The 19,260-nt window shown below is 50.9% G+C and carries 18 protein-coding genes and 2 pseudogenes; 13 read left to right on the top strand and 7 right to left on the bottom strand.

What is annotated here, in order from left to right:
• The first annotated feature begins 178 nt into the window (after positions 1-178).
• On the top strand, positions 179-1,024 hold the full coding sequence (locus tag ACM1PF_RS17870) for a DUF2232 domain-containing protein (protein WP_416665846.1): 846 nt from the start codon (positions 179-181) through the stop codon (positions 1,022-1,024).
• Positions 1,025-1,042: 18 nt separating this feature from the next.
• Positions 1,043-2,244: pseudogene (locus tag ACM1PF_RS17865) on the top strand (nicotinate-nucleotide--dimethylbenzimidazole phosphoribosyltransferase).
• A gap of 1 nt (position 2,245) precedes the next feature.
• Here the strand turns inward: ACM1PF_RS17865 and ACM1PF_RS17860 are convergent.
• The gene (locus ACM1PF_RS17860; protein ID WP_416665843.1) at positions 2,246-2,650 is read right to left on the bottom strand and encodes a hypothetical protein; all 405 of its coding nucleotides are present in this window, start codon (positions 2,648-2,650) and stop codon (positions 2,246-2,248) included.
• Positions 2,651-3,231: 581 nt separating this feature from the next.
• Between ACM1PF_RS17860 and ACM1PF_RS17855 the strand changes: the two genes are divergently transcribed.
• The 3 genes from ACM1PF_RS17855 (at position 3,232) to ACM1PF_RS17845 (ending at position 5,398) form a co-directional block, all read left to right on the top strand.
• On the top strand, positions 3,232-3,888 hold the full coding sequence (locus ACM1PF_RS17855; RefSeq protein WP_416665841.1) for a phycobiliprotein lyase: 657 nt from the start codon (positions 3,232-3,234) through the stop codon (positions 3,886-3,888).
• 437 nt (positions 3,889-4,325) lie between these two features.
• Positions 4,326-4,586 carry an Asr1405/Asl0597 family protein gene (locus ACM1PF_RS17850; protein WP_416665839.1) on the top strand — a complete coding sequence of 87 codons (261 nt, stop codon included), beginning with the start codon at positions 4,326-4,328 and terminating at the stop codon, positions 4,584-4,586.
• Between the two features lie 170 nt (positions 4,587-4,756).
• Entirely contained in the window at positions 4,757-5,398 is a 642-nt protein-coding gene (locus tag ACM1PF_RS17845; RefSeq protein WP_416665836.1) for a (2Fe-2S) ferredoxin domain-containing protein, read from the top strand.
• On the opposite strand, the gene dusA is transcribed toward ACM1PF_RS17845, so the two are convergent.
• A complete protein-coding gene (gene dusA / locus ACM1PF_RS17840; protein WP_416665833.1) occupies positions 5,374-6,399 on the bottom strand; it encodes a tRNA dihydrouridine(20/20a) synthase DusA in 1,026 nt (341 codons plus the stop codon). The two genes, ACM1PF_RS17845 and dusA, sit on opposite strands and share 25 nt — an antisense overlap.
• 11 nt (positions 6,400-6,410) lie before the next feature.
• A pseudogene (gene asnS, locus ACM1PF_RS17835) lies at positions 6,411-7,800 on the bottom strand (asparagine--tRNA ligase).
• A 310-nt stretch (positions 7,801-8,110) separates the two neighbouring features.
• On the opposite strand from asnS, the gene ACM1PF_RS17830 reads away from it, so the two are divergent.
• Positions 8,111-8,245, top strand: a complete 135-nt coding sequence (locus ACM1PF_RS17830; protein WP_416665831.1) for a hypothetical protein — start codon at positions 8,111-8,113, stop codon at positions 8,243-8,245.
• A complete protein-coding gene (locus ACM1PF_RS17825; protein ID WP_416665828.1) occupies positions 8,242-9,225 on the top strand; it encodes a LysR family transcriptional regulator in 984 nt (327 codons plus the stop codon). Before ACM1PF_RS17830 ends, ACM1PF_RS17825 begins: the two co-directional genes overlap by 4 nt.
• Here ACM1PF_RS17825 and ACM1PF_RS17820 read toward each other — a convergent pair.
• The 3 genes from ACM1PF_RS17820 to ACM1PF_RS17810 form a co-directional block, all read right to left on the bottom strand.
• Positions 9,210-9,701: a DUF2752 domain-containing protein gene (locus tag ACM1PF_RS17820; RefSeq protein ID WP_416665825.1), complete on the bottom strand. Its 492-nt coding sequence runs from the start codon at positions 9,699-9,701 to the stop codon at positions 9,210-9,212. The two genes, ACM1PF_RS17825 and ACM1PF_RS17820, sit on opposite strands and share 16 nt — an antisense overlap.
• A 141-nt stretch (positions 9,702-9,842) precedes the next feature.
• Positions 9,843-10,043 carry a hypothetical protein gene (locus tag ACM1PF_RS17815; RefSeq protein ID WP_416665822.1) on the bottom strand — a complete coding sequence of 67 codons (201 nt, stop codon included), beginning with the start codon at positions 10,041-10,043 and terminating at the stop codon, positions 9,843-9,845.
• Between the two features lie 9 nt (positions 10,044-10,052).
• The gene (locus ACM1PF_RS17810) at positions 10,053-10,436 is read right to left on the bottom strand and encodes a DUF5684 domain-containing protein (protein ID WP_416665820.1); all 384 of its coding nucleotides are present in this window, start codon (positions 10,434-10,436) and stop codon (positions 10,053-10,055) included.
• A gap of 851 nt (positions 10,437-11,287) precedes the next feature.
• Between ACM1PF_RS17810 and ACM1PF_RS17805 the strand changes: the two genes are divergently transcribed.
• The 4 genes from ACM1PF_RS17805 (at position 11,288) to ACM1PF_RS17790 (ending at position 15,304) form a co-directional block, all read left to right on the top strand.
• Positions 11,288-12,283: a radical SAM protein gene (locus ACM1PF_RS17805; protein ID WP_416665817.1), complete on the top strand. Its 996-nt coding sequence runs from the start codon at positions 11,288-11,290 to the stop codon at positions 12,281-12,283.
• The gene (locus ACM1PF_RS17800; RefSeq protein ID WP_416665815.1) at positions 12,213-13,697 is read left to right on the top strand and encodes a glycosyltransferase; all 1,485 of its coding nucleotides are present in this window, start codon (positions 12,213-12,215) and stop codon (positions 13,695-13,697) included. Before ACM1PF_RS17805 ends, ACM1PF_RS17800 begins: the two co-directional genes overlap by 71 nt.
• Before the next feature lie 456 nt (positions 13,698-14,153).
• Complete coding sequence (locus ACM1PF_RS17795; protein WP_416665813.1) at positions 14,154-14,513, top strand: STAS domain-containing protein; 360 nt, start codon at positions 14,154-14,156, stop codon at positions 14,511-14,513.
• A gap of 56 nt (positions 14,514-14,569) precedes the next feature.
• The gene (locus tag ACM1PF_RS17790; RefSeq protein ID WP_416665810.1) at positions 14,570-15,304 is read left to right on the top strand and encodes a cyanoexosortase B system-associated protein; all 735 of its coding nucleotides are present in this window, start codon (positions 14,570-14,572) and stop codon (positions 15,302-15,304) included.
• Here ACM1PF_RS17790 and ACM1PF_RS17785 read toward each other — a convergent pair.
• Entirely contained in the window at positions 15,281-15,475 is a 195-nt protein-coding gene (locus ACM1PF_RS17785; RefSeq protein WP_416665808.1) for a hypothetical protein, read from the bottom strand. The genes ACM1PF_RS17790 and ACM1PF_RS17785 overlap by 24 nt on opposite strands.
• A 107-nt stretch (positions 15,476-15,582) precedes the next feature.
• Between ACM1PF_RS17785 and ACM1PF_RS17780 the strand changes: the two genes are divergently transcribed.
• Together ACM1PF_RS17780 and ACM1PF_RS17775 are read left to right on the top strand one after the other, a co-directional pair.
• Positions 15,583-16,806 (top strand): polysaccharide biosynthesis/export family protein, encoded by a 1,224-nt coding sequence (locus ACM1PF_RS17780; RefSeq protein WP_416665807.1) that lies wholly within the window; start codon positions 15,583-15,585, stop codon positions 16,804-16,806.
• 218 nt (positions 16,807-17,024) lie between these two features.
• On the top strand, positions 17,025-19,211 hold the full coding sequence (locus tag ACM1PF_RS17775) for a GumC family protein (RefSeq protein ID WP_416665805.1): 2,187 nt from the start codon (positions 17,025-17,027) through the stop codon (positions 19,209-19,211).
• Positions 19,212-19,260: the final 49 nt, after the last annotated feature.

Here is a 19,260-nt window from a genome sequence, read left to right as displayed (position 1 = left end):
TCAAGCCGAAGTCTTGCCCGCCCAGTCAATGAGGCAGAATCACTGCACAGGTTATTTAATCCACGATCCTTAGCGCAGGCATCTTGCCTACCTGTAAACCTCTAGAATCCCCGAATGTTGATGTTGATCGCCTGAATATAGCGATAAAGTAGATCAGCGATAAAACGTACTATCTGGCATGAGTGATTCGTTCGAGGGCAGACAAGCTGATCCCAATCGGAAAAATCCGGGCGCAAATAACTCGGCATCTGGCCCTCGTCAAAATGCAGAGGATCTGAGTGGCGCAGACCTGGCAGAAGAATTAGCGGCAGTAGAGGCTAGCCTGAGTATGCCGGAGCCAACCACTGATTCATCCCATCCCGCTAATCCAGGCAAACGGACAGGAACACCTGCCCTGGTGATGGTAGAGACCGCCTTTTTAGCCAGCACAACGGGGTTATTGTGGTTAGTCAGCTATTACCTCAACATTGGCCCCTGGATGCGGATTCTGTTTCCTCTGCCGATCGCCCTCGTCTACCTACGATGGGGAAATCGAGCCTCGTGGATGGCGGCTGTGGTGACGGGCTTACTGCTCTCGGTACTGATGGGCCCCTATCTGAGCCTGCTGTTCTGTATCCCCTACGGCTTATTGGGTGTGCAGTTGGGTGCAATGTGGAACCGTCGATCGCCCTGGTTTCCCTCCATTTTGGCAGGGACTTTACTCAGCACATTTGGATTTTTCTTTCGCATCTGGATCGTCTCGATTTTTCTGGGAGAAGATCTGTGGACTTATCTCACTAGCCGGATTACTGACTTCTTGCAATGGGGACTGGGTAGACTGGTCGATTGGGGCTGGTTAGGCATAGAAGTTCTGGGGCAAACGAACCTCGCAACAGTACAGATTGTCACGGTTGGAGCCATTCTGTTGAGCGATGTAGTCTATATCTTCACCGTTCACCTGGCGGCGTGGCTCCTGCTCGATCGGCTGGGCAATTCCATTCCTGAACCCCCAGAATGGGTCAAAGTGTTGTTAGAGGAAGAATAAGCACTTTACATACAGCGAATGGTTCGAGTCTATACAGAAATCGTTCAGGGACAGGCCTGGTTAGAACAGCATCGAGGACGCGCCCCCCTCTTTGCCTGCGTCTTGGGCTTTACAGAGACGGGATTAATTCCAGGAATTTCGGCGGCAGGAGCCACACCAGAAGACCGTCGCTACACGGCCCTGGCTGATGCGGAATATCTGTATCAAGGAGCCACTCCGCAGCCCCGCTATCCTCTCCCACCGTTAGATGCGGGCATTTCTCCCGTGTTCATCAGTCGCGCAGTATTGGCAGGACAGAGAATTCCGATCGCCATTTTCAATGCCGGTTTACTTCAGCCTCCCAGCGTTCCCCATGTTGATCTGGGTGGAATGCCAGCTCGGTGCCTGCGTTCTGGTCAAGCAATGGATATGTCCGTTGTCCAGCATTTATTTCAGCAGGGTTTACGGTGGGGCGATCGACTGGCACAGAAAGCGGCTGGAGGATACGTCATCCTGCCGAATGCGTAGTGGGGGGGACAACAACCGCTTTGGCGGTGCTGACAGGCCTAGGTTGGGATGCAGCGGGTAAGGTCAATAGTAGTCATCCCAAATGCAACCATCTGCAAAAGTGGGAGGTGGTGCAGGCAGGGCTAAAGAACGCGATCCAGCAGGATATCCATCAATGGCAGAATCGCCGATCGCCAATCGACGCGGGAGTTCAAACCGCTCATCACTCCATTGTTCCCAACCTGACATCCTACGCCCACGTTCCGCTTCACCTGGTAGCAGCCGTTGGAGATCCAATGCAAATTGTGGTAGCCGGAATGGCGATCGCTGCCAGCCGTTCGGGTGGCGTTTTGCTGGCAGGAGGAACTCAAATGTTGGCCGTTTATGCCCTGGCTCAACGTCTGGTGCAATGCCACAATCTGCCCTGGAACCCTGAGCAAATCGTCGTCGGCACTACACGCTGGGTTGTAGAAGATCCAACCGGAGACACGATCGGATTAGCAAAATTGCTAAAAACCCCACTGATGGCCGCACCGTTGAGTTTCGCTCCTTCTCGCTATCGTCAACTTCGTGCCTATGAGCAGGGTTATGTTAAGGAAGGTGTAGGGGCTGGGGGCTGTGCGATCGCGGCCAACCTATACCAGGGATGGAACTCAGGACAACTGCTACAAGCCATTGAAACATTGGCAGAGGTGTACGAACAGGTGAAAGTGGGGGAGAGCGAACCGAGTTGAGTTAGTGAATCCGCTTAGAAAGTAATTGCTCTTCTAAGGCGGCGATGCGATTGTACGCAGCAGTTAATTGAGCTGTTAGACGCTGAATCTGAACTTCTGGAGAGAGAGTCCGCTCACCGCTGTGAGACTCAGATTCCAGGTAAGAAAAATCAGACAGAACATCCTTATGTTCCATCTCTTCTTCAAAGGCACGGTGATGGAGAAAATGCCGGCCTGGCTGAACGACGGACGAATTTGGAGTTCGATCGCTATGGGCCGATCGAACTTCGGACAACATGACCGCAGTTTGACTTTTCAACTCCTCAACAGTTTGTTGCAGTGCGTCAACTTTAACGTTCAAAACCGACACTTGTTCTTGGAGTAAATCCATCTGACGCTCTACTTCTCTATTTAGATCCTTTCCCATATTAGAGAGACAATATCTAATCGACGGATTATTCCTGAATCATTTAACTTTTAAACCAAAAACTTACGATTGCTCAAGGAACACTGCGATCGCAATTCGGGCAATCTTAAGAAAGTTTAAGCTGAGTGGGATGGAAGCATTCTGATGCAAATTTAAACACCAATATTTGGAGAATTCCTACTTAGGCAAAGAAAAGAAATTTTATTGGTCAAATGAAATCCGAAACCGCTAAAAACCTTGTCTGGCAAGGGTTTCAAGGAAAAAACGGAAATCCAAAAGAGCCTTTTACCAATTCATCTTTTAGAACAATGACCCTATGCTCGAAGCTTGTAAAGCCCTCAATAGCAGTGGCTCATTTATCCTTAAGTGTTCGTTGCAAAAACTTTCTGTAGACCATGGGCGGGCGATCGCTTGAAAGTAGGAGCAATCGGAAAATCCCTTGCTGCTAACCGCCCCGCCCCACAAATATTCTGTTGTGTGAACATTTGCCTTTCGTAAGAAATTATAATGAGGGCGTTTAGATCCCCCCTATCCCCCTTAAAAAAGGGGAACCGTTTTCAGATTGGAATTGACCCTCACAGATGTTGAACTTTCAAGACTTTTTTACAGCCTGTGCCGGACGATGGAAAACCGAAAGAACCTATCATTCTGTTCTTAAAGGAGAAGTTGAACGTTCTTACACTGAGTTTCAAGCAACTACTCTGGATTTAGCTGAAAAACAACGCATTTTGTCAGGTTCACCGGGAGCAAACAGTGCTTTTTCTGGGATTACGATCGCCCTTGAGCAGGTATTTCAGGAACCGCTCAATACTCCAGGCTTTGCCATCTCCTTCGAGACTCGATCGGAAACCGGAGAAGAAGTGGCGATGCAGTTAAATGCCCTGTTTATCCCGGATATCTACGTCACGATCGAATCAACCCTGCCTCCGATGCCCCTGCCCGCTGCTGCCCAGGTTCCCAGCGAACCGACAAGAGACATCATTCAAGGGTTTTATCTGCGCGATCGAGGCTACTCTGAGTCTGGAGCGATTGCTGGACGCTTCACCTACCAGGCAACGCGCCAAACCCTGGAAATGACCACTTACTACAGCCGATCGATCGCCGTTGACCAGATGCGGTTTGTCAAGCCTGATTTGCGCCTCAGAACAATCGTGACCTATGAACGCCCTACGGATCAGTCTCCCCCTTCTGTCATTGATCTGGTCGGGTTCGGCGTAGAACACAAGCAAATTCAGTAATTTGAGCAGGCGAAGGGCGAAAGGTGTAAAGGTAGGAGGCGGAAGGGGGATAACCTGACAGGGCGGCAAGCTGCCTGCGCTACAGCCCGATCGCTCCTTGCCTATCCCTTCATGTGCCACCCTAAAATCTATACGTCCCTTTAATGGAAAAAGTTTGCAAACGGGTACTCTATGCTTTAGAGTAGATTACAGTAATTATTGAACATCATTCTCAATAACGAAATCAGAGTTCTGGCTGATGTATCTACTTAAATAGTGTCTTCAAGAGATTTGGTGGCACATGATATAAAGCAAGTTGATAAATTCTGATCAATGAGTAAAGATTTTCCTATTCGGAAATCCCCTCAAATAAAAGCTCTGTATCACAGCTAACTTTTACATTCTCGTAGAAAATTAACAGGAAACTTTTGCAATTAGTTGGTGACTGAACCCCTCCTATGGATTATCCCTCTTTCAGCTCTGTACCCTCTTCCACTCCAGTCGCTCAGATCGTGGCGATCGACCGTTGCGATCGTTGGCAGGTTCATCATCGACTACAGGAATTGGACATTTCCTGTACTTGTTTGAGCGATGGCCGTTTGCAAGTTGAAGTCGATTATCCGATCGCAGCAATCCAGCTATGGAGCGTTGCTCGCCACATTACCGCTTCCCGTTCACAACTTGCGAACTGGCTGGAGCGGTGCTGGGCATTGTCCTGACATTGGGTCGATGTTCATTAATGATGTTGGTTAACCCATCAAGAACTACAGGTCGCTCAGGTTCAAGAGGATCCTTTTTTTAAGGCTAGTTATCTTAATCTGAATAAAACTCTTCCATTAGTCAAAAACCCTATTCGCACCGTTCACCCTCACACCCCTCATATCCCCCCATGAGTAAGTACAAACAGGTTTCAGAATTTGCACTCGATGGCTGCTTCCTGGGCTTTGCGGCTAAAGATGGCTACAAGCTGAAGTATCTGCGGCTCTCGACGAATGCAGGGGAATACTGCATCAAAATTCCCAAGGACTTGCGGTCTACCCTCTATCGCACCCTGCAACCCGGAACCCAGATTCAGGTGTTGGGATACTGTGAGTTTTGCCTGAAGAAGGGAACGACGAAGTTCAAAGCAGATCAAATTCGATCGGTGGATGGATTGCCCTTCGGTTCAACTGAACAGTTCTCCAGGGTGACGGGTTCTGAGGTGAAGCCGATCGCCCCTCAGAAGTCAGAGAAGTCGGAGAAGTCTGCTAAGAAAGCGGCGATTATGGTGTGCCAGAAGTCGGATTGCTGCAAGCGGGGCGGCCGAGCGTTGGTTGAGGCACTACGTACGGAAATTGACGATCGCGGTTTGACGGATCAAGTCACGATCAAACCCACGGGCTGCATGAAGCAGTGCAAGGCGGGCCCCAACCTGGTGATGCCCGATAAAACTCGCTATAGCCGGATTCGCTCCCACGAAGTTCCGTCCTTGTTGGATAAGCATTTTCCTGATCCCGTGTCATCCTCTCATTCTAAAGAGTCTGGCACCTGAGCCAGGGCTTCTCGAATCACCTCGGAACCCGCCCCCAACTGACACGATCGCTCCGTCAAAATTCGCTTCCAGATCCGGCTTCCGGGCTGTCCCGAAAACAGTTGCAGCATATGGCGGCTGATTTTGTTCAGCTTCAAGCCTTTAGCAATCCAGAAGTCGATATAGGGCAGCATCGCTTCTGTAACGGCATGGCGACTGGGAATCGGTGTGTCTTCACCGTATAGGGCGCGATCGACGCTGGCAAAGAGGTAGGGGTGATCATAGGCAGCTCGCCCAACCATCACGGCATCTACAAATTGCAGTTGTTCCTGCATCTGTTCCAGGGTAGTCAAACCCCCATTGATTTCAATGAACAAGTGGGGAAATTCTTGCTTGAGCCGATGCACATCTCCATAGCGCAGGGGCGGCACATCCCGATTTTCCTTGGGGCTGAGGCCCTGAAGCCAGGCCTTGCGAGCGTGAACCGTAAACCGCTGACAGCCTGCCTCGGAGACAATTTTGACAAAATTTACCATGTCCTCGTAGCGATCGAGGTCATCAATCCCAATCCGGTGCTTGACCGTCACAGGCAGAGCCGTCGCTTTGATCATCGCCTCGATACAGGCTGCGACTCGATCGGGCTGGGCCATTAAGCAGGCTCCAAAGTTGCCATCCTGCACTCGACTACTGGGACAGCCCACATTTAAATTAATTTCGTCGTAGCCCATGTCCTCTGCCACCTGAGCGCACAGTGCCAGATCCGCCGGCACATCCCCTCCGACTTGCAGGGACAAGGGTTTTTCCTCCAGGGAAAAACCCAGCAGGTGTGCTCGATCGCCGTGCAGAATCGCCTGGCTCGTCACCATTTCGGTATACAGCAACGTCCGACGGGTGATTTGCCGCATGAAGTAACGAAAATGGCGATCGGTGCGATCCATCATCGGCGCAACGCTGAGGGGATTGCCTAAAGAAGTTGCCGAGGAATGCGGTGGAGGGGATGGCAGGGTAGATTGGGAAGCCATAGTAATCAAGACTAAAAATCGGCACTGAGGGGAGCACGAGGGAAGGGGATGACATCACGGATATTGGTCATTCCGGTCATAAACTGCACCAACCGTTCAAAGCCCAGCCCAAACCCGGCATGGGGCACTGTCCCAAATCGCCGCAGGTCTAAATACCACCAGAGTTCATCCTTTGGCATTCCCAGTTCGTCAATTCGGCGTTCCAGGGCATCCAACCGCTCCTCCCGTTGGGAACCACCGACAATTTCGCCAATTTTAGGAGCCAGAATATCCATCGCCCGTACCGTCTTGCCGTCGTCGTTCATCCGCATATAGAAGGCTTTGATCTGCGCCGGATAATCGGTGACAATTACGGGCTTTTTAAAGTGTTCTTCCGCCAGATACCGTTCATGCTCGGATTGCAGATCCAACCCCCAGGACACGGGAAACTCGAAGGTGCGATCGGATTTTTCCAGCAGGGAAACTGCCTCAGTGTAGGAGAGCCGGGCAAATTCGTTATTAATAATATTGTCCGCCGTTGCCAGTACCGATTTATCAATCCGCTGGTTGAAAAACTCCATGTCTTCCGGGCAGTGCTTCAAGACATAGCTAAAGACGTACTTCAGGAAAGCCTCAGCCAGATCCATGTTGCCCTCCAGGTCGCAGAAAGCCATCTCCGGTTCCACCATCCAGAACTCTGCCAGGTGGCGGGAGGTGTTGGAGTTTTCCGCTCGAAAAGTGGGCCAAAGGTGTAGACGTTAGTGAAAGCCAGGGCCATGATCTCGGCTTCCAGTTGCCCACTCACCGTCAAATAAGCGGGCTTACCAAAAAAGTCCTGACTAAAATCGATCGCCTTTTCGCTGGTCAACGGCACTTTCTTCAAATCCAGGGTCGTCACGGTAAATAGTTCCCCTGCCCCTTCACAGTCGCTGGCCGTAATTACGGGCGTATGTACCCACAGAAAGCCCCGCTCCTGAAAGAAATTGTGAATCGCTGTGGCGCAAGCATTTCGAACCCGGAACACCGCTCCCAGAGTATTGGTGCGCGATCGCAAATGGCCGATCGTTCGGAGAAACTCGAAGGAGTGCCGCTTTTCTGGAGAGGATAGGTTTCGGGGTCGGCTTCTCCATAAACTTTGACTGTATTTGCCTGAAGTTCAATCCGCTGTCCTTTACCGGGAGAGGGAACCAGTACACCAGCCACTTCGATCGAAGCTCCCGTATTCAGCCGTTTCACCACTTCTGCGTAATCCGGCAAATCCTGGTTCAAAACCACCTGAAGTCCCGCCATTGAGGAACCATCGTTGACTTCAACAAAGGAAAACTCCTTCAGTTCTCGCTTCGTGCGAACCCAACCTTGAATGGTGACGGATTCGTCGGGTTGTCCGGTTCTCAGGAGGTCTACAATACGGCGAAGGCTCATGGTGTCTGATTGCTGAACTTTATGAAAGACTAGCCCCTATTGTAATCGGGGGGCGATCGAGATGGCTTGTGGGTTGGGGTGAGAATGCGTAGGATAAACTGCATGGGATACAAGAGACGTAGTTGTGGTGTCCTGCTTTAGTATTTGTAGTGTTTGTATTATTTGTAGTATTTGTATTAGAATTTTTAAGCTCTCCCAGTTCTAGGTTTAGCGAACCGAGCCTTGGGGGAAATCCCCAAACCCCCATTGGAGGACGGTTGCGTCCCCAAAACCCCCTCCAAAAGAGGCGATCGGTGGGATGTTTGAGATCTTGAATATAAGAACCCCGACTCCCCACTCCCGACTCCCCACTCCTGTACGGGCGATTCGCGTTCGCGCAGCGTCTCCAAAGGAGTTATCGCCCCTACTCCTCACTCCCCACTCCCGACTCCTCACTCCCCAATGAACCTCGAAGCCATCAAACTCTCCCAACTTCGTGCTCTCCTCGCCATTGCCAAACACGGTAATTTCAGTGAGGCTGCATTACATCTGGACATCTCTCAATCTGCGGTGAGCCATTCGATCGCCACGTTGGAAAATGAGTTGGGGGTAGTTCTTTTGTCGCGGGGACGACACGGGGCAACCCTCACACCGATCGGAGAGCAGATTGTTAGCCATGCCCAGGAAATTTTGAACCTGATCGAGGTGATGGGTAAGGAGGCAAAATTGTCGAATGGGTTGCAGACGGGGCACGTGCGAGTCGTGTCTTTTCGCAGTGCGGCGACTCATTTGTTGCCGATCGTGATTGCCCAATTCCGCCAGCGGTTTCCCAGTATTGATGTGACGTTGATTGAACATCGAGGGGATGATCAGGTGGAGCAGTGCGTTCGGGAGGGACGAGCCGATATTGGCTTGATTTGCCTGCCGCCACCCACTGATTTTCAGACCTGGGAATTGATGCGCGATGAGTATGTGGTGCTGCTGCCGCCCAATGCAAAGGTTCCCGACAATCAACTGACCTGGGACTATCTGGAAACTTACCCCCTGATCATGCCGCCCCAATCGGATTATTGCTCTATCTTGATTCGGGGCATTTTGAAGCAGGCAAAACGACCGATTAAGGCTGCCTACGAAATTCAGGAAGACTCGACGATCGTCAACATGGTGATGCAGGGGCTGGGGGCAACGATCATGGCTCGACTTGCGGCTGAACCCCTACCGTCCAATATTCAAGTTCATTCCCTGCCGGATCCCCTCGTGCGGGTAATTCGAGCGGCGATCGTTGCAGAAGCCCTTTACCCACCTGCGGTCTATGCTTTTTTGGATACGCTGAAGCAGGTCAGCAGCCAGTTCCTCGCCCCGCAGCTACAGGTTGCCAGAGACATGGAAGAACCCCAATTGCATGGTTCCCACCGAGTCATCAGTCCGATTCAGTACCACCACTGACCGATCGGAGATTGCATAAACCAGGTATAAAGCTCTCCAGAATGAGCAAGGTGGTGGAGCCGAAATCCGTGATAAATCATCAATAACAAAAATGCCGAGATTTGTAGCTTTGGATTCCGTACCAGGGGAACATAAAACGCTCTGATCCGCCGTTGCTGAAGCAGTTCCAGCAAAAAATGCAGGCAGGCTAAGGCAAACCCACCAAACAAAATTGGCCCAAACCAATGGTAAGCAAAGGCTTGGGTAAACTCTCCCCTGGCAACCGCCATAAACGATCGCGTCAGTCCCCAGGCTGGACAGGGAATGCCGATGGCGCGCATTAACGGGCAACCATCCAAAAACGGCAGCCGTATTCCCTGGTTATAAACAAAACTCCCGACGATCGGAGCCATGACCAACAGTAGATTGATCCATCGTTGCGATCGAGCTGGTGGAGAGCGGGAAGGACGGGTGCGTTGGCTGATGATGCGGGACATTGTTGATTTAGGTAATGGGTAATGGGTAATGGGTAATCGGCAATTGGGATAGGTAATTGGGAGAGAGGGAAATTGTTCCCACCATTCATTATTACTCTAATAAACAATTTTGATGATTCATCACCTATTACCCATCACCTATTACCCATTCCGATCGCGGATTAAATCCCATCCAAAGCAACTTAAATAAATCACCACTGTAGCTATTTGTTGAAAAGCAACCAGTTCGATCGTCTTTATCCAGAAATTGGCTTCCGATTGGGAATACACCGACATTGATCCACCTGCCAGTAATGCAATCAGGATCAGAAAAACGATTCTTCGATACTTTAGTTTCAGCATTGTGCCTAATTAGCCGTATGCAAGATACCCCAGGAAACCAAACGCACCCAATAGAGGAATGAGCCACAGTAACAGCAACCAGGGAGACTTGCCGAGTTTGCGGCAGATTCTAGTCCAGGCGATGATTTGCATAATGACAGCAACGATGTTGATACAAGGAATGATGCTTAAAATTGTCCACAACACCGCGTTCGGTTCATCACCCGCTTTAAAGATGGCATAGGCATTGAGAAATGGAATCCAGGCATACCAGGGATTCGCAAAATTCAGCTTTGTGAGGATCCGCTGTAGGAGAAAAGCAAAAACTACATAGATAACAATATAAAGGAGAATATCTGCTGCGGTAATTTCGGGTTGAGCCGTTTGTTGAGCCAGGACGAAAGGAAGCAGCATTGATGTCGAGTTCAACAATATTCCAATGGTGTATAGCATTGTGCTTCGAGTGTCAGTGTAGATAGTGAATAAGAATGGCCATAACAACGCTTTTATCTGTAAACAAGCAGAGAAACTTCTCAGGTTTGATTCAATCGCGTTATGACCATCCAGTCTAATCTAGTCAACCTGGATCACTCGAAAAAATTACTTTTCTTAATCAATAAAGCCTTGATTTCTCTGCGATCGAATTGAGGATTTGGAGTGGATCAATCCCTTGAATAAGACACAATCAGTAGACCACTGATCAGGATCGCTGAAATCTGAGTGATTGTCGCTTCGTTATTATTTAAGTCAATCTAAATAGAATTCCCAGATAGACAGAAAATGCAACAACGAGATTCAAATATTCATGATGAGTATGGCATCATCAGACCAATCAACTGTTAACTGAACATTAAGCTTCTGCGATCGATCGGCTATCTGTAGACGGATGAGTAGAAGACGAACGAGAGAAGATGAACGAATAGACGAAATATTGGAAAGAGTTATCTCGCAGTAGTCCAACCTATCTCATTCCCCCAACCCCACCTTTGCCCGTCCGCCTGCCGTCCGAGACTCCATCGGCCCAACCATAGAGAAGTACCCTGGTTCATCATTTTTTTAATCTGTTCCATGAAGTTAACCGAAGATTGGTAAACTAATTCAAACTCCATCTATCGTCAGTCTATTGTCAGTTAGCTCCGACACAACCAAGCTCAGGGATTTTTGTCCCAGTCTTCCGAGTTTAGAGTTTCAGAATCGATCGCTTAAGCTTCACCTATCTCAGCCAATTGTTTACAATTCTTTAAAGAAGACCTGTTGGAGACGCGATGCCCCTAGTTGCAAACTACTATCTAACCTATCGGTGCAATGCCCGTTGCCACTTCTGCGACATTTGGGCGTTGGAACCTAAGCAGGAAGCCAGCTTTGAAACGATTCAGCATAACCTGCGGGATCTAAAGCGTTTGGGTGTAAAGTACATCGACTTTACCGGCGGTGAACCTCTCCTGCGTCAGGATGTCGTTCAGATTTACGCAGAAGCAAAGCAGCAAGGCTTCATGACCAGCCTCACCACCAACACGATTCTGTATCCTAAACGGGCTAAAGAGCTGCAAGGGCTAGTCGATTTTCTGAATTTCTCCCTGGATGGAGCAGATGCGGAAACCCATGATCACTCGCGGGGAACTCAAATCTTCGATACCCTCGTGGAATCCGTTGAGCTAGCTTTATCGCTGGGTGAGTATCCCGTTCTGAATCACACCGTCACAGCTCAGAACTACGAACGCATTGGTGAAGTCGCAGAATTCGGTCAAAAGGTTGGAGCGCGGGTGTGGCTCAATCCTGCTTTCACTGCCCATAGCCACTACAACAGCAAGAAAAACCCCACCCCAGAAATTGCGGCTGCCATTGAAGCTACCGCCAAACAGTACCGCAATGTTGGCTACAATAGGGCTGCCCTCGCATTCATTGAAGCCGGTGGGAACGATACGAAAAATCCTCGCTGTAAAGCCGTGGATGCCGTCATCGCCATCTCGCCCCATGATGAGATATTGCTTCCCTGTTATCACTTTTCTCAGGCAGCCGTTCCAATTAATGGAAAGCTGTACGATTTGTACCGCGAATCTGAGAAAGTCGAAGAATATCGGCAATCGCAGGGTAAGCTACCTGTGTGTGAAGGCTGTACGGTGTGGTGTTACCTCATCCCCAGCTTCTTCAAGGGTGTTGACAAGTACTGGTTCCTCAATCAAATGACCTATGCCGGAGAATTCCTGGCGCGAAAGCGATTCCTACAACGAACAACTGCCAATCAACTCACTCCTGTCTGATCTATCTGGCTCTCTGTCTGAGGCTTTGCCCGATTTAGAGGCAGAGCTAGAACTTGACCCCGATGAAGTCATTCCCTATCGTCGAGGCTTTCCGGGTCGCCGTCGGAAGGCTGCGATCGCCCTGACTGCAATCTGGAGTGGCACGATCGCCCTGCATTTGGTGTCCTGGGGCAGTTGGTTTGTCCTGGGGTTGACCACTTTAATGGGGGTTCACTTTCTCCGGGTTTTGCTCGCACGCCCGATTCCGGTTCCGGAGCCTCTAAACAGTGATAACCCAGAGGATTACCCTTACGTTTCTCTGCTGGTAGCGGCCAAAAATGAAGAAGCTGTAATCGCCTCCCTGGTGAAAGACCTGTGCCAACTCGACTATCCAGCCGATCGCTATGACCTGTGGGTGATTGATGACAACAGCAGCGATCGAACTCCACTGGTTCTGGAGCGATTGCAGCAGGAATACGTGCAACTCAACGTGGTGCGTCGTCCAGCCAATGCGATTGGGGGCAAATCTGGGGCATTAAACCAGGTGTGGTCGCAGGCAAAAGGCGACATCATTGTGGTCTTTGATGCGGATGCCCAGGTTCCCAATGATCTGCTGCGGCGAGTCATGCCCCTGTTCCAGCGTCAGGAAGTCGGAGCGGTTCAGGTACAGAAAGCGGTTGCCAATGCAGGAACGAATTTCTGGACACGGGCCCAGGTTGCTGAAATGGCGATGGACAGCCACCTGCAACGACAGCGGATTGCCGTGGGTGGAGTCGGAGAGCTGCGGGGCAATGGTCAGTTCGTGCGGCGGGCGGCTCTGGAAAGCTGTGGCGGCTGGAATGAGGAAACCATTACGGATGATCTGGATCTGACGATTCGGCTCCATCTGGATCACTGGGATATTGACTTCCTGATGTTGCCTGCGGTGGCGGAGGAGGGTGTAACCAATGCGATCGGGCTTTGGCATCAGCGCAATCGTTGGGCGGAAGGCGGCTATCAGCGATATCTGGACTACTGGCGGTTGATCCTTCGTAACCGGATGGGAACTCAAAAAACGGCCGATCTGTTTTTCTTCTGGCTGATTCAGTATGTCCTGCCGACTGCATCCATCCCTGACTTTTTGATGGCCATCTCCCGCAGTTGTCCGCCCCTATTTGCCCCCCTCACCAGCCTGATGTTCCTGTTCTCGCTGCTGGGAATGTTTATGGGACTGCGATCGTCTAAGCCTTCCAGCCTGGGAATCAACCAGCATCGCAGGATTCCCAGGTTGCCAACCAACCGCCTGGGACATTCCTTACTGGGAACTGCTTATATGTTCCATTGGCTTCCCGTCATGGCCAGCACAACCGCCCGAATGGCAGTCCGCCCGAAGCGGTTGAAATGGGTTAAAACAGTGCATCGGGGTTCAGATGAGGTGCTTGATATCGCCTCTTGATTCACCCCTCATGGACGCTAAGGAATGCGAATTTAATAACCTGACAATATTTTTGGGGTGGGCAGCGTTTCGACGGCTCGACTGAGCTTCGCCGAACGTCTGAGCTCAAGCCGAAGTCTTGCCTGCCCATTTAATGAAGCAGAACGATCGCACAGGTTATTTGCACAAGTTATTTGATCCACAATCCCAAGATATGTGAGTGGAATCAATCCTGATCCCAGCAGTAGGGAGTTGGCACTGCCAGGTCCCTACAAACGTTTTAAACCAGAAAACCCCTCCGCTCTGCAATCACTTCAAGAACATCAAGATTCAGGCTGACCTTTTTATCCTGCCTGTAACGATCTGCCTTCTTTCTGGGAACCCTATCAATGCAACAGATAAGCAGTTATCTCGTGGTTTGACTGCTTTTATTGGTGTATTCATTCTGATAAGTCCTAGGGGAGGATAGCAGTCCACATGGATCTGACAACGCACAACACTCAGGATGGTAAAACGGTCATCGTTCTTACTCCTACAGGACGGCTAGACATCACAACCGCATGGCAATTTCGCCTCAAGTTGCAGGAGTGCATTTCCAAAATTAGTTCCCATATCGTCGTTAACCTGAGCCATGTGAACTTTATTGATAGCTCTGGCTTAACCTCGCTAGTGGCAGGAATGCGGGATGCAGATAAGGTAAACGGGAGCTTCCGCATTTGTAATGTGCATCCAGAGGCCAGACTGGTCTTTGAAGTCACAATGATGGATTCGGTCTTCGAGATCTTTGAAACCGAAACTGAAGCCCTGGAGGGAGTGCCGCGAGAAATTATGACGTAGGTACAGGTCATCAATGCAAGTTGAACCCTTATTGCTTCATTTCCTCATCCATCGCCATGCTTTCCCCAACCGAGTCGCCTAAACGTATTCTCCTCCACAAGTTCCTGCTCGTTATATTTGTGCTGGCAATCGTCGTATTTCTGAGCCTCCCGAATTATCGGACAGGACAATGGACGTGGAATGCTGAACGGGAACTGTCCAATATTCAGGAGTTGCGATTGCTTCAACAACAGGGCTTGTCCCTACCAGGGTGGCAGACCGTGACCCAACAAACGGGGGAAATCGGCGGACGTAAATGGTCAATCCAGGGCATCGTTCCGACTTCAACCAGTGAACCCACCTCCCAAAACACCGTTTGGTTATTGCTACGTCCGCAAACCTGGCATCGAGATATGCCCCAGGTAGACTGGATGGACATTAACGGGGTACAGCAGTGGACCGCAGATTCCAATCGATCGCTCCAGTTCACGGTTCCCGATCCATTCACCCAACAACCCATCCCTATCAACACCCGTTTTCTACGCGGCTGGAATCAACAGCGCACCTACGCTGTCCTCCAGTGGTACGCCTGGGCGAATGGGGGGCATCCGGCTCCAGCTCGATGGTTTTGGGTCGATCAACGCTCGCAGCTTTTCCACCGCACCCGCACTGCCTGGATTGCCGTCAGTCTCCTGATTCCCATCAAACCCCTCGGCGATATTGAAACCGTGCGATCGCAAGCGCAAGAGTTAGGACAGTTAGTGCAGACGGCTTTGATGGAGGAGGTTTTAGGAGTGAGGACTGAGGAGTGAGGAGTGGGGGGTGAGGAGTGAGGAGTGGGGGGTGAGGAGCATACGGAAAAATAACGAATCCGGTAGGGGCACACTGCTGTACGTCCTGACTTCAAAGAGCGGGATGCCATTCGATCGCAGCTCCCTTAGGAATGCAAATTCAATCACTTGAACTTCTTGTGGGGTGGGCATCTTGCCCGCCCAGTCAGCGAAGTAAAACGTTGCACAGGTCATTTAAGCCCTGATCCTTCGTTGATAAGGATGAACTAAATCTTTTCACCCCCCACTCCCCACTCCCCATGCCTACCTCCCACCGATCGCCGATCGCCCTTTCCCTGGCAGGTTTCTATACCGCCTGGACGATTCTGCCAGTAACCCTGTTACTATGGTTCGCTCAGGCAGGATTGTTTAGCTCATCAGCGATGGGACAAACTGCGGTTGATTCCTCAGTGCCTCCCAGCCAGAGGGTGTTAGAAGATGCCCGACGACGATTGATTGAGCGGGGAGAGTTTCCAGGGCAGGAAGAGTTTGAGCAACCGTTCATACCCAATGGGCAGGAGTTTGAGGCATATCGACTGGGGCCGGGTGACTCGATTTTTGTCAATGTGCTGCGGTTTGCCGACCTGTCGTTTCAGGGAACGCTGGACTTGCAGGGGAATGTGATTGTGCCGCTGGTGGGTGCTTTACCGTTAGAAGGATTGACTGTGGAGCAAGCACGGGAGCAGATTCGCGTCGCCCTCGATCGCTTTGTGATTGACCCTCAGGTAGATGTGATTCTGATTGCCCAACGTCCAGTACAGGTGACAATCCTGGGTGAGGTGGTGCGTCCAGGACTGTATCCCCTACAAGCTCCCCAACTTTCGACTGCCCTGGTTTCAGCGGGAGGCACTACGGGATTGGCTGATTTACGAACCGTGCGAATTCGCCGATCCTTTGCCAATGGAGAAACCCTGGAGCAGGAGTTTGACCTGTTTTCTCCCCTGCGGGATGCAGCAACAGTTCCAGACATTCAGCTCACGGATGGCGATATTATTGTTGTGCCCACTCTGACAGAAGCCGATCGCCAGGATTATGACCGGGCTTTAATCGCACGATCGACTCTGGCTCAACAGCAGATCAACATCCGAGTAGTGAACTACGCCGGAACCAGAGGCGGCGTAATTGGGAATCTGACCTTACCCAATGGCAGCAGCTTTGTCGATGCCCTAACCACCATTTCCCCCAGCTTAGACTCCGCCGACTTAAGAAAAATTGCCCTGATCCGATTTGATGTGGAGCAGGGACGGGCTGTTACGCAGGAAATTAATGGACGGAATGCCCTGCGAGGTGATTTTTCCCAGGATCCTATGCTGGAACACAATGATGTGATTATTGTCGGACGAAATCTAATTGCTCGAATCACCTACGCCCTCAACACCTTCACCCAACCCTTCCGAGATGTGTTAGGCTTCCTGCTCTTCTTCGATTCCCTCGCCACCAGCGCAGATAATCTCTTCCGCCCCGGCGGCAGTTCCGACGACTAATCTCCCCCTTCCCCCTTCCCCCCTCTCCACTCCCGACTTCCCCTCTCCTCACTCCTCACTCCTCACTCCTCACTCCCGACTTCCCCTCTCCTCACTCCTCACTCCTCACTCCCCTCTCCTTACTCCTCACTCCTCACTCCCCAAAAAATCCCTTCATCCTTGATAGAAACCCCATCAAACCGGGTAACTTTCAGATTAGTAACCCTTTTCCTTCCCCCATGACTCCTCCCCTCCTCAAGCGATACCTGATTGCCCTCGATCGCCATAAGTGGGCGGGTATTGCCAGCTTTCTTGTGATTACTGGACTATCGGGAGTTGTAGCAGCCCTACAACCGCCCCCAGAAGACACCTATGTTGCCCAAGGGATTTTAGCCTACAGTACTCCCCCCGAAACTTTCTCAGCAACAGGAGCGGCAATTCAACAACAGGCACAGGCAGTGACGAAAGAATCCCTGCTGTCGGGAGCCGTATTAGAATTTGCTTCAGATCAGCTTGCTAAACAACAAATTCAGGCTTCTCCCAGAGACTTACGGCAGTTGGCACGGGTTAATACCAATCAGGGAACAGAAGCTCCCGCAGGAGCAGCTCCCCCCGTTCTGAGAGTGTCTGTGGCTTTCCCTGATATCAATGAGGAAATAGCGAAGGCCGTTGTCGAAGCTTTGATGAATGGAATGGTAGAACAGAGCCGTCAGTTCAACACCCAGCAACTCGATCGGATTTTGGATAACTTAAACCAACTCCTGCCGAACGTGACTCAGGAACTCCGGGAAGCGGAGCGTAATTTAGAAGAATTTGTGCGAGTGGAAGGAACGGCTCTACAGGCGGCGCAAAGCGGCAATTTGTTGGGGGCGATTACAGGCAGTCAGCAGCAGCAGCGAGAAATCCGACTCTCCCTGGCTGGAATTGATGCCCAACTTCGCAGCCTCCAGTCGCGGTTAGGACTGACTCCTGATGAAGCCTATGCCTCCTCTGCCCTGAGTGCCGATCCCATTATCGCGGACTTGCGATCGCAAATTTACCAGGCGGAGATGCAGCAAGAGTTTTTGTCCAAAACCCTGCGTCCTGAACATCCTTCAATGGTGGAATTACAGAGCCAGTTGGATACCTTCAATCAACTGCTGCAAGCGCGAGTTAGTGAGGTCATTGGTGGCGGGCAGGCAGCTCCTCTTTCAGTCAGTAGCGCAATTCGGCAAGCCAGCAGCCTTGATCCAGCCCGGCAACAGTTGGCTGGAACCCTGGTGAATCTGCAAACCGAACGAGAAATGCTGCAACAACAGCTCACGAACCTGATGCGAACGGAAGAGCAACTGCGTCAGGAATACTCCAGCATTCCCAACAAACAGCTAGAACAGCAGCGATTAGAACAGCAGGTTGCCCTCAAACGAACCTTCTATGACCAGATTCAAGCGCGATTAGCCGATGTCCGGCTAGCCCAGGAAGAAACGGTAGGCAGTTTGGTGGTAGCCCAGGCTCCGCAGTCAGAGTTGCAGCCTGCCACTGGGCCAACGAGTGTCGTGATTTTGCTGGTAGGTGGATTCATTGGAGTGTTTGTCAGCGGTGGGTTAGTCATGCTGCTGGGGTCTTTGGATTCTACCTTCCATACGCTAGAGGATGTACAGTCTGCCCTGCGGCAGCAAGACGTTCCCATTTTGGGGTTACTCCCTTCGCTCCCCTGGGCAGACGATCCAGACGAAGTGACGATGATTGAACAGGCTGGATCTTCCTACCTTGAACCCTACGAGCGGTTGCGGGGGAACGTGCGGCGGGCAGGTGGTGGTAAGGCATTGAAGTTAGTCCTGCTCACCAGTACGGCGATCGGCGAAGGGAAGACCACAACCGCTTATAACTTGAGCATTGCCTCTGCCCGTGCTGGCAAACGAACCTTATTGATTGAAGCAGACTTGCGATCGCCTTCCCATGCCCACGCCTTGGGACTGTCTCCCAATCCTGCCAGCGGGATGGAACCCCTGCGCTACTACGGTAATTTGAGCGAGTGTATTCGCCTATCGTCCATTGAAAATCTTTATATCGTTCCCAGTGCCGGATCTCAACGTCATGCTGCTGCTATTCTGGAATCGAGCGAAATGCGACGACTGTTAGAAGATGCCCGTAGCCGATTTGATCTGGTCATTTTAGATACCCCCACCCTGAGCCGCTATAACGATGCATTGCTGCTAGAACCCTATACTGACGGACTGGCCCTAGTAACGCGCCCTGGCTTTACCGAAGAAGGCTTACTCAACGAAACCACTCAAGAATTCATTGAGTCAGACGATATCAAGTTTTTGGGTGCAATCATCAACGATACCAATCTGCCAATTCAAGAATCAGATTTTGAAGATGAGGATGAGGATGAGGATGACACGATCGAATTTGGCGATCGGGAGCGAATGGGAGTAGGGTGAGTAGAGAATTAAACCGTAGATCGCTAATCAAGTAGCAAATGTTAACTAC

It is taken from the genome of Egbenema bharatensis FJBBOT/2019, assembly GCF_048077055.1.
Classification (GTDB): domain Bacteria; phylum Cyanobacteriota; class Cyanobacteriia; order Elainellales; family Elainellaceae; genus Egbenema; species Egbenema bharatensis.
The sequence above is the reverse complement of the archived record's forward strand: the minus strand, read 5'-3'. Positions and strand labels throughout refer to the sequence as shown.

What these genes read in the sequence shown, in the direction of transcription:
- ACM1PF_RS17870 (WP_416665846.1), top strand. Translation starts at nt 179, where the DNA reads ATGAGTGATTCGTTCGAGGGCAGACAAGCTGATCCCAATCGGAAAAAT.
- ACM1PF_RS17860 (WP_416665843.1), bottom strand. Translation starts at nt 2,650, where the DNA reads ATGGGAAAGGATCTAAATAGAGAAGTAGAGCGTCAGATGGATTTACTC.
- ACM1PF_RS17855 (WP_416665841.1), top strand. Translation starts at nt 3,232, where the DNA reads ATGTTGAACTTTCAAGACTTTTTTACAGCCTGTGCCGGACGATGGAAA.
- ACM1PF_RS17850 (WP_416665839.1), top strand. Translation starts at nt 4,326, where the DNA reads ATGGATTATCCCTCTTTCAGCTCTGTACCCTCTTCCACTCCAGTCGCT.
- ACM1PF_RS17845 (WP_416665836.1), top strand. Translation starts at nt 4,757, where the DNA reads ATGAGTAAGTACAAACAGGTTTCAGAATTTGCACTCGATGGCTGCTTC.
- dusA (WP_416665833.1), bottom strand. Translation starts at nt 6,399, where the DNA reads ATGGCTTCCCAATCTACCCTGCCATCCCCTCCACCGCATTCCTCGGCA.
- ACM1PF_RS17825 (WP_416665828.1), top strand. Translation starts at nt 8,242, where the DNA reads ATGAACCTCGAAGCCATCAAACTCTCCCAACTTCGTGCTCTCCTCGCC.
- ACM1PF_RS17820 (WP_416665825.1), bottom strand. Translation starts at nt 9,701, where the DNA reads ATGTCCCGCATCATCAGCCAACGCACCCGTCCTTCCCGCTCTCCACCA.
- ACM1PF_RS17815 (WP_416665822.1), bottom strand. Translation starts at nt 10,043, where the DNA reads ATGCTGAAACTAAAGTATCGAAGAATCGTTTTTCTGATCCTGATTGCA.
- ACM1PF_RS17810 (WP_416665820.1), bottom strand. Translation starts at nt 10,436, where the DNA reads ATGCTGCTTCCTTTCGTCCTGGCTCAACAAACGGCTCAACCCGAAATT.
- ACM1PF_RS17805 (WP_416665817.1), top strand. Translation starts at nt 11,288, where the DNA reads ATGCCCCTAGTTGCAAACTACTATCTAACCTATCGGTGCAATGCCCGT.
- ACM1PF_RS17800 (WP_416665815.1), top strand. Translation starts at nt 12,213, where the DNA reads ATGCCGGAGAATTCCTGGCGCGAAAGCGATTCCTACAACGAACAACTG.
- ACM1PF_RS17795 (WP_416665813.1), top strand. Translation starts at nt 14,154, where the DNA reads ATGGATCTGACAACGCACAACACTCAGGATGGTAAAACGGTCATCGTT.
- ACM1PF_RS17790 (WP_416665810.1), top strand. Translation starts at nt 14,570, where the DNA reads ATGCTTTCCCCAACCGAGTCGCCTAAACGTATTCTCCTCCACAAGTTC.
- ACM1PF_RS17785 (WP_416665808.1), bottom strand. Translation starts at nt 15,475, where the DNA reads ATGCCCACCCCACAAGAAGTTCAAGTGATTGAATTTGCATTCCTAAGG.
- ACM1PF_RS17780 (WP_416665807.1), top strand. Translation starts at nt 15,583, where the DNA reads ATGCCTACCTCCCACCGATCGCCGATCGCCCTTTCCCTGGCAGGTTTC.
- ACM1PF_RS17775 (WP_416665805.1), top strand. Translation starts at nt 17,025, where the DNA reads ATGACTCCTCCCCTCCTCAAGCGATACCTGATTGCCCTCGATCGCCAT.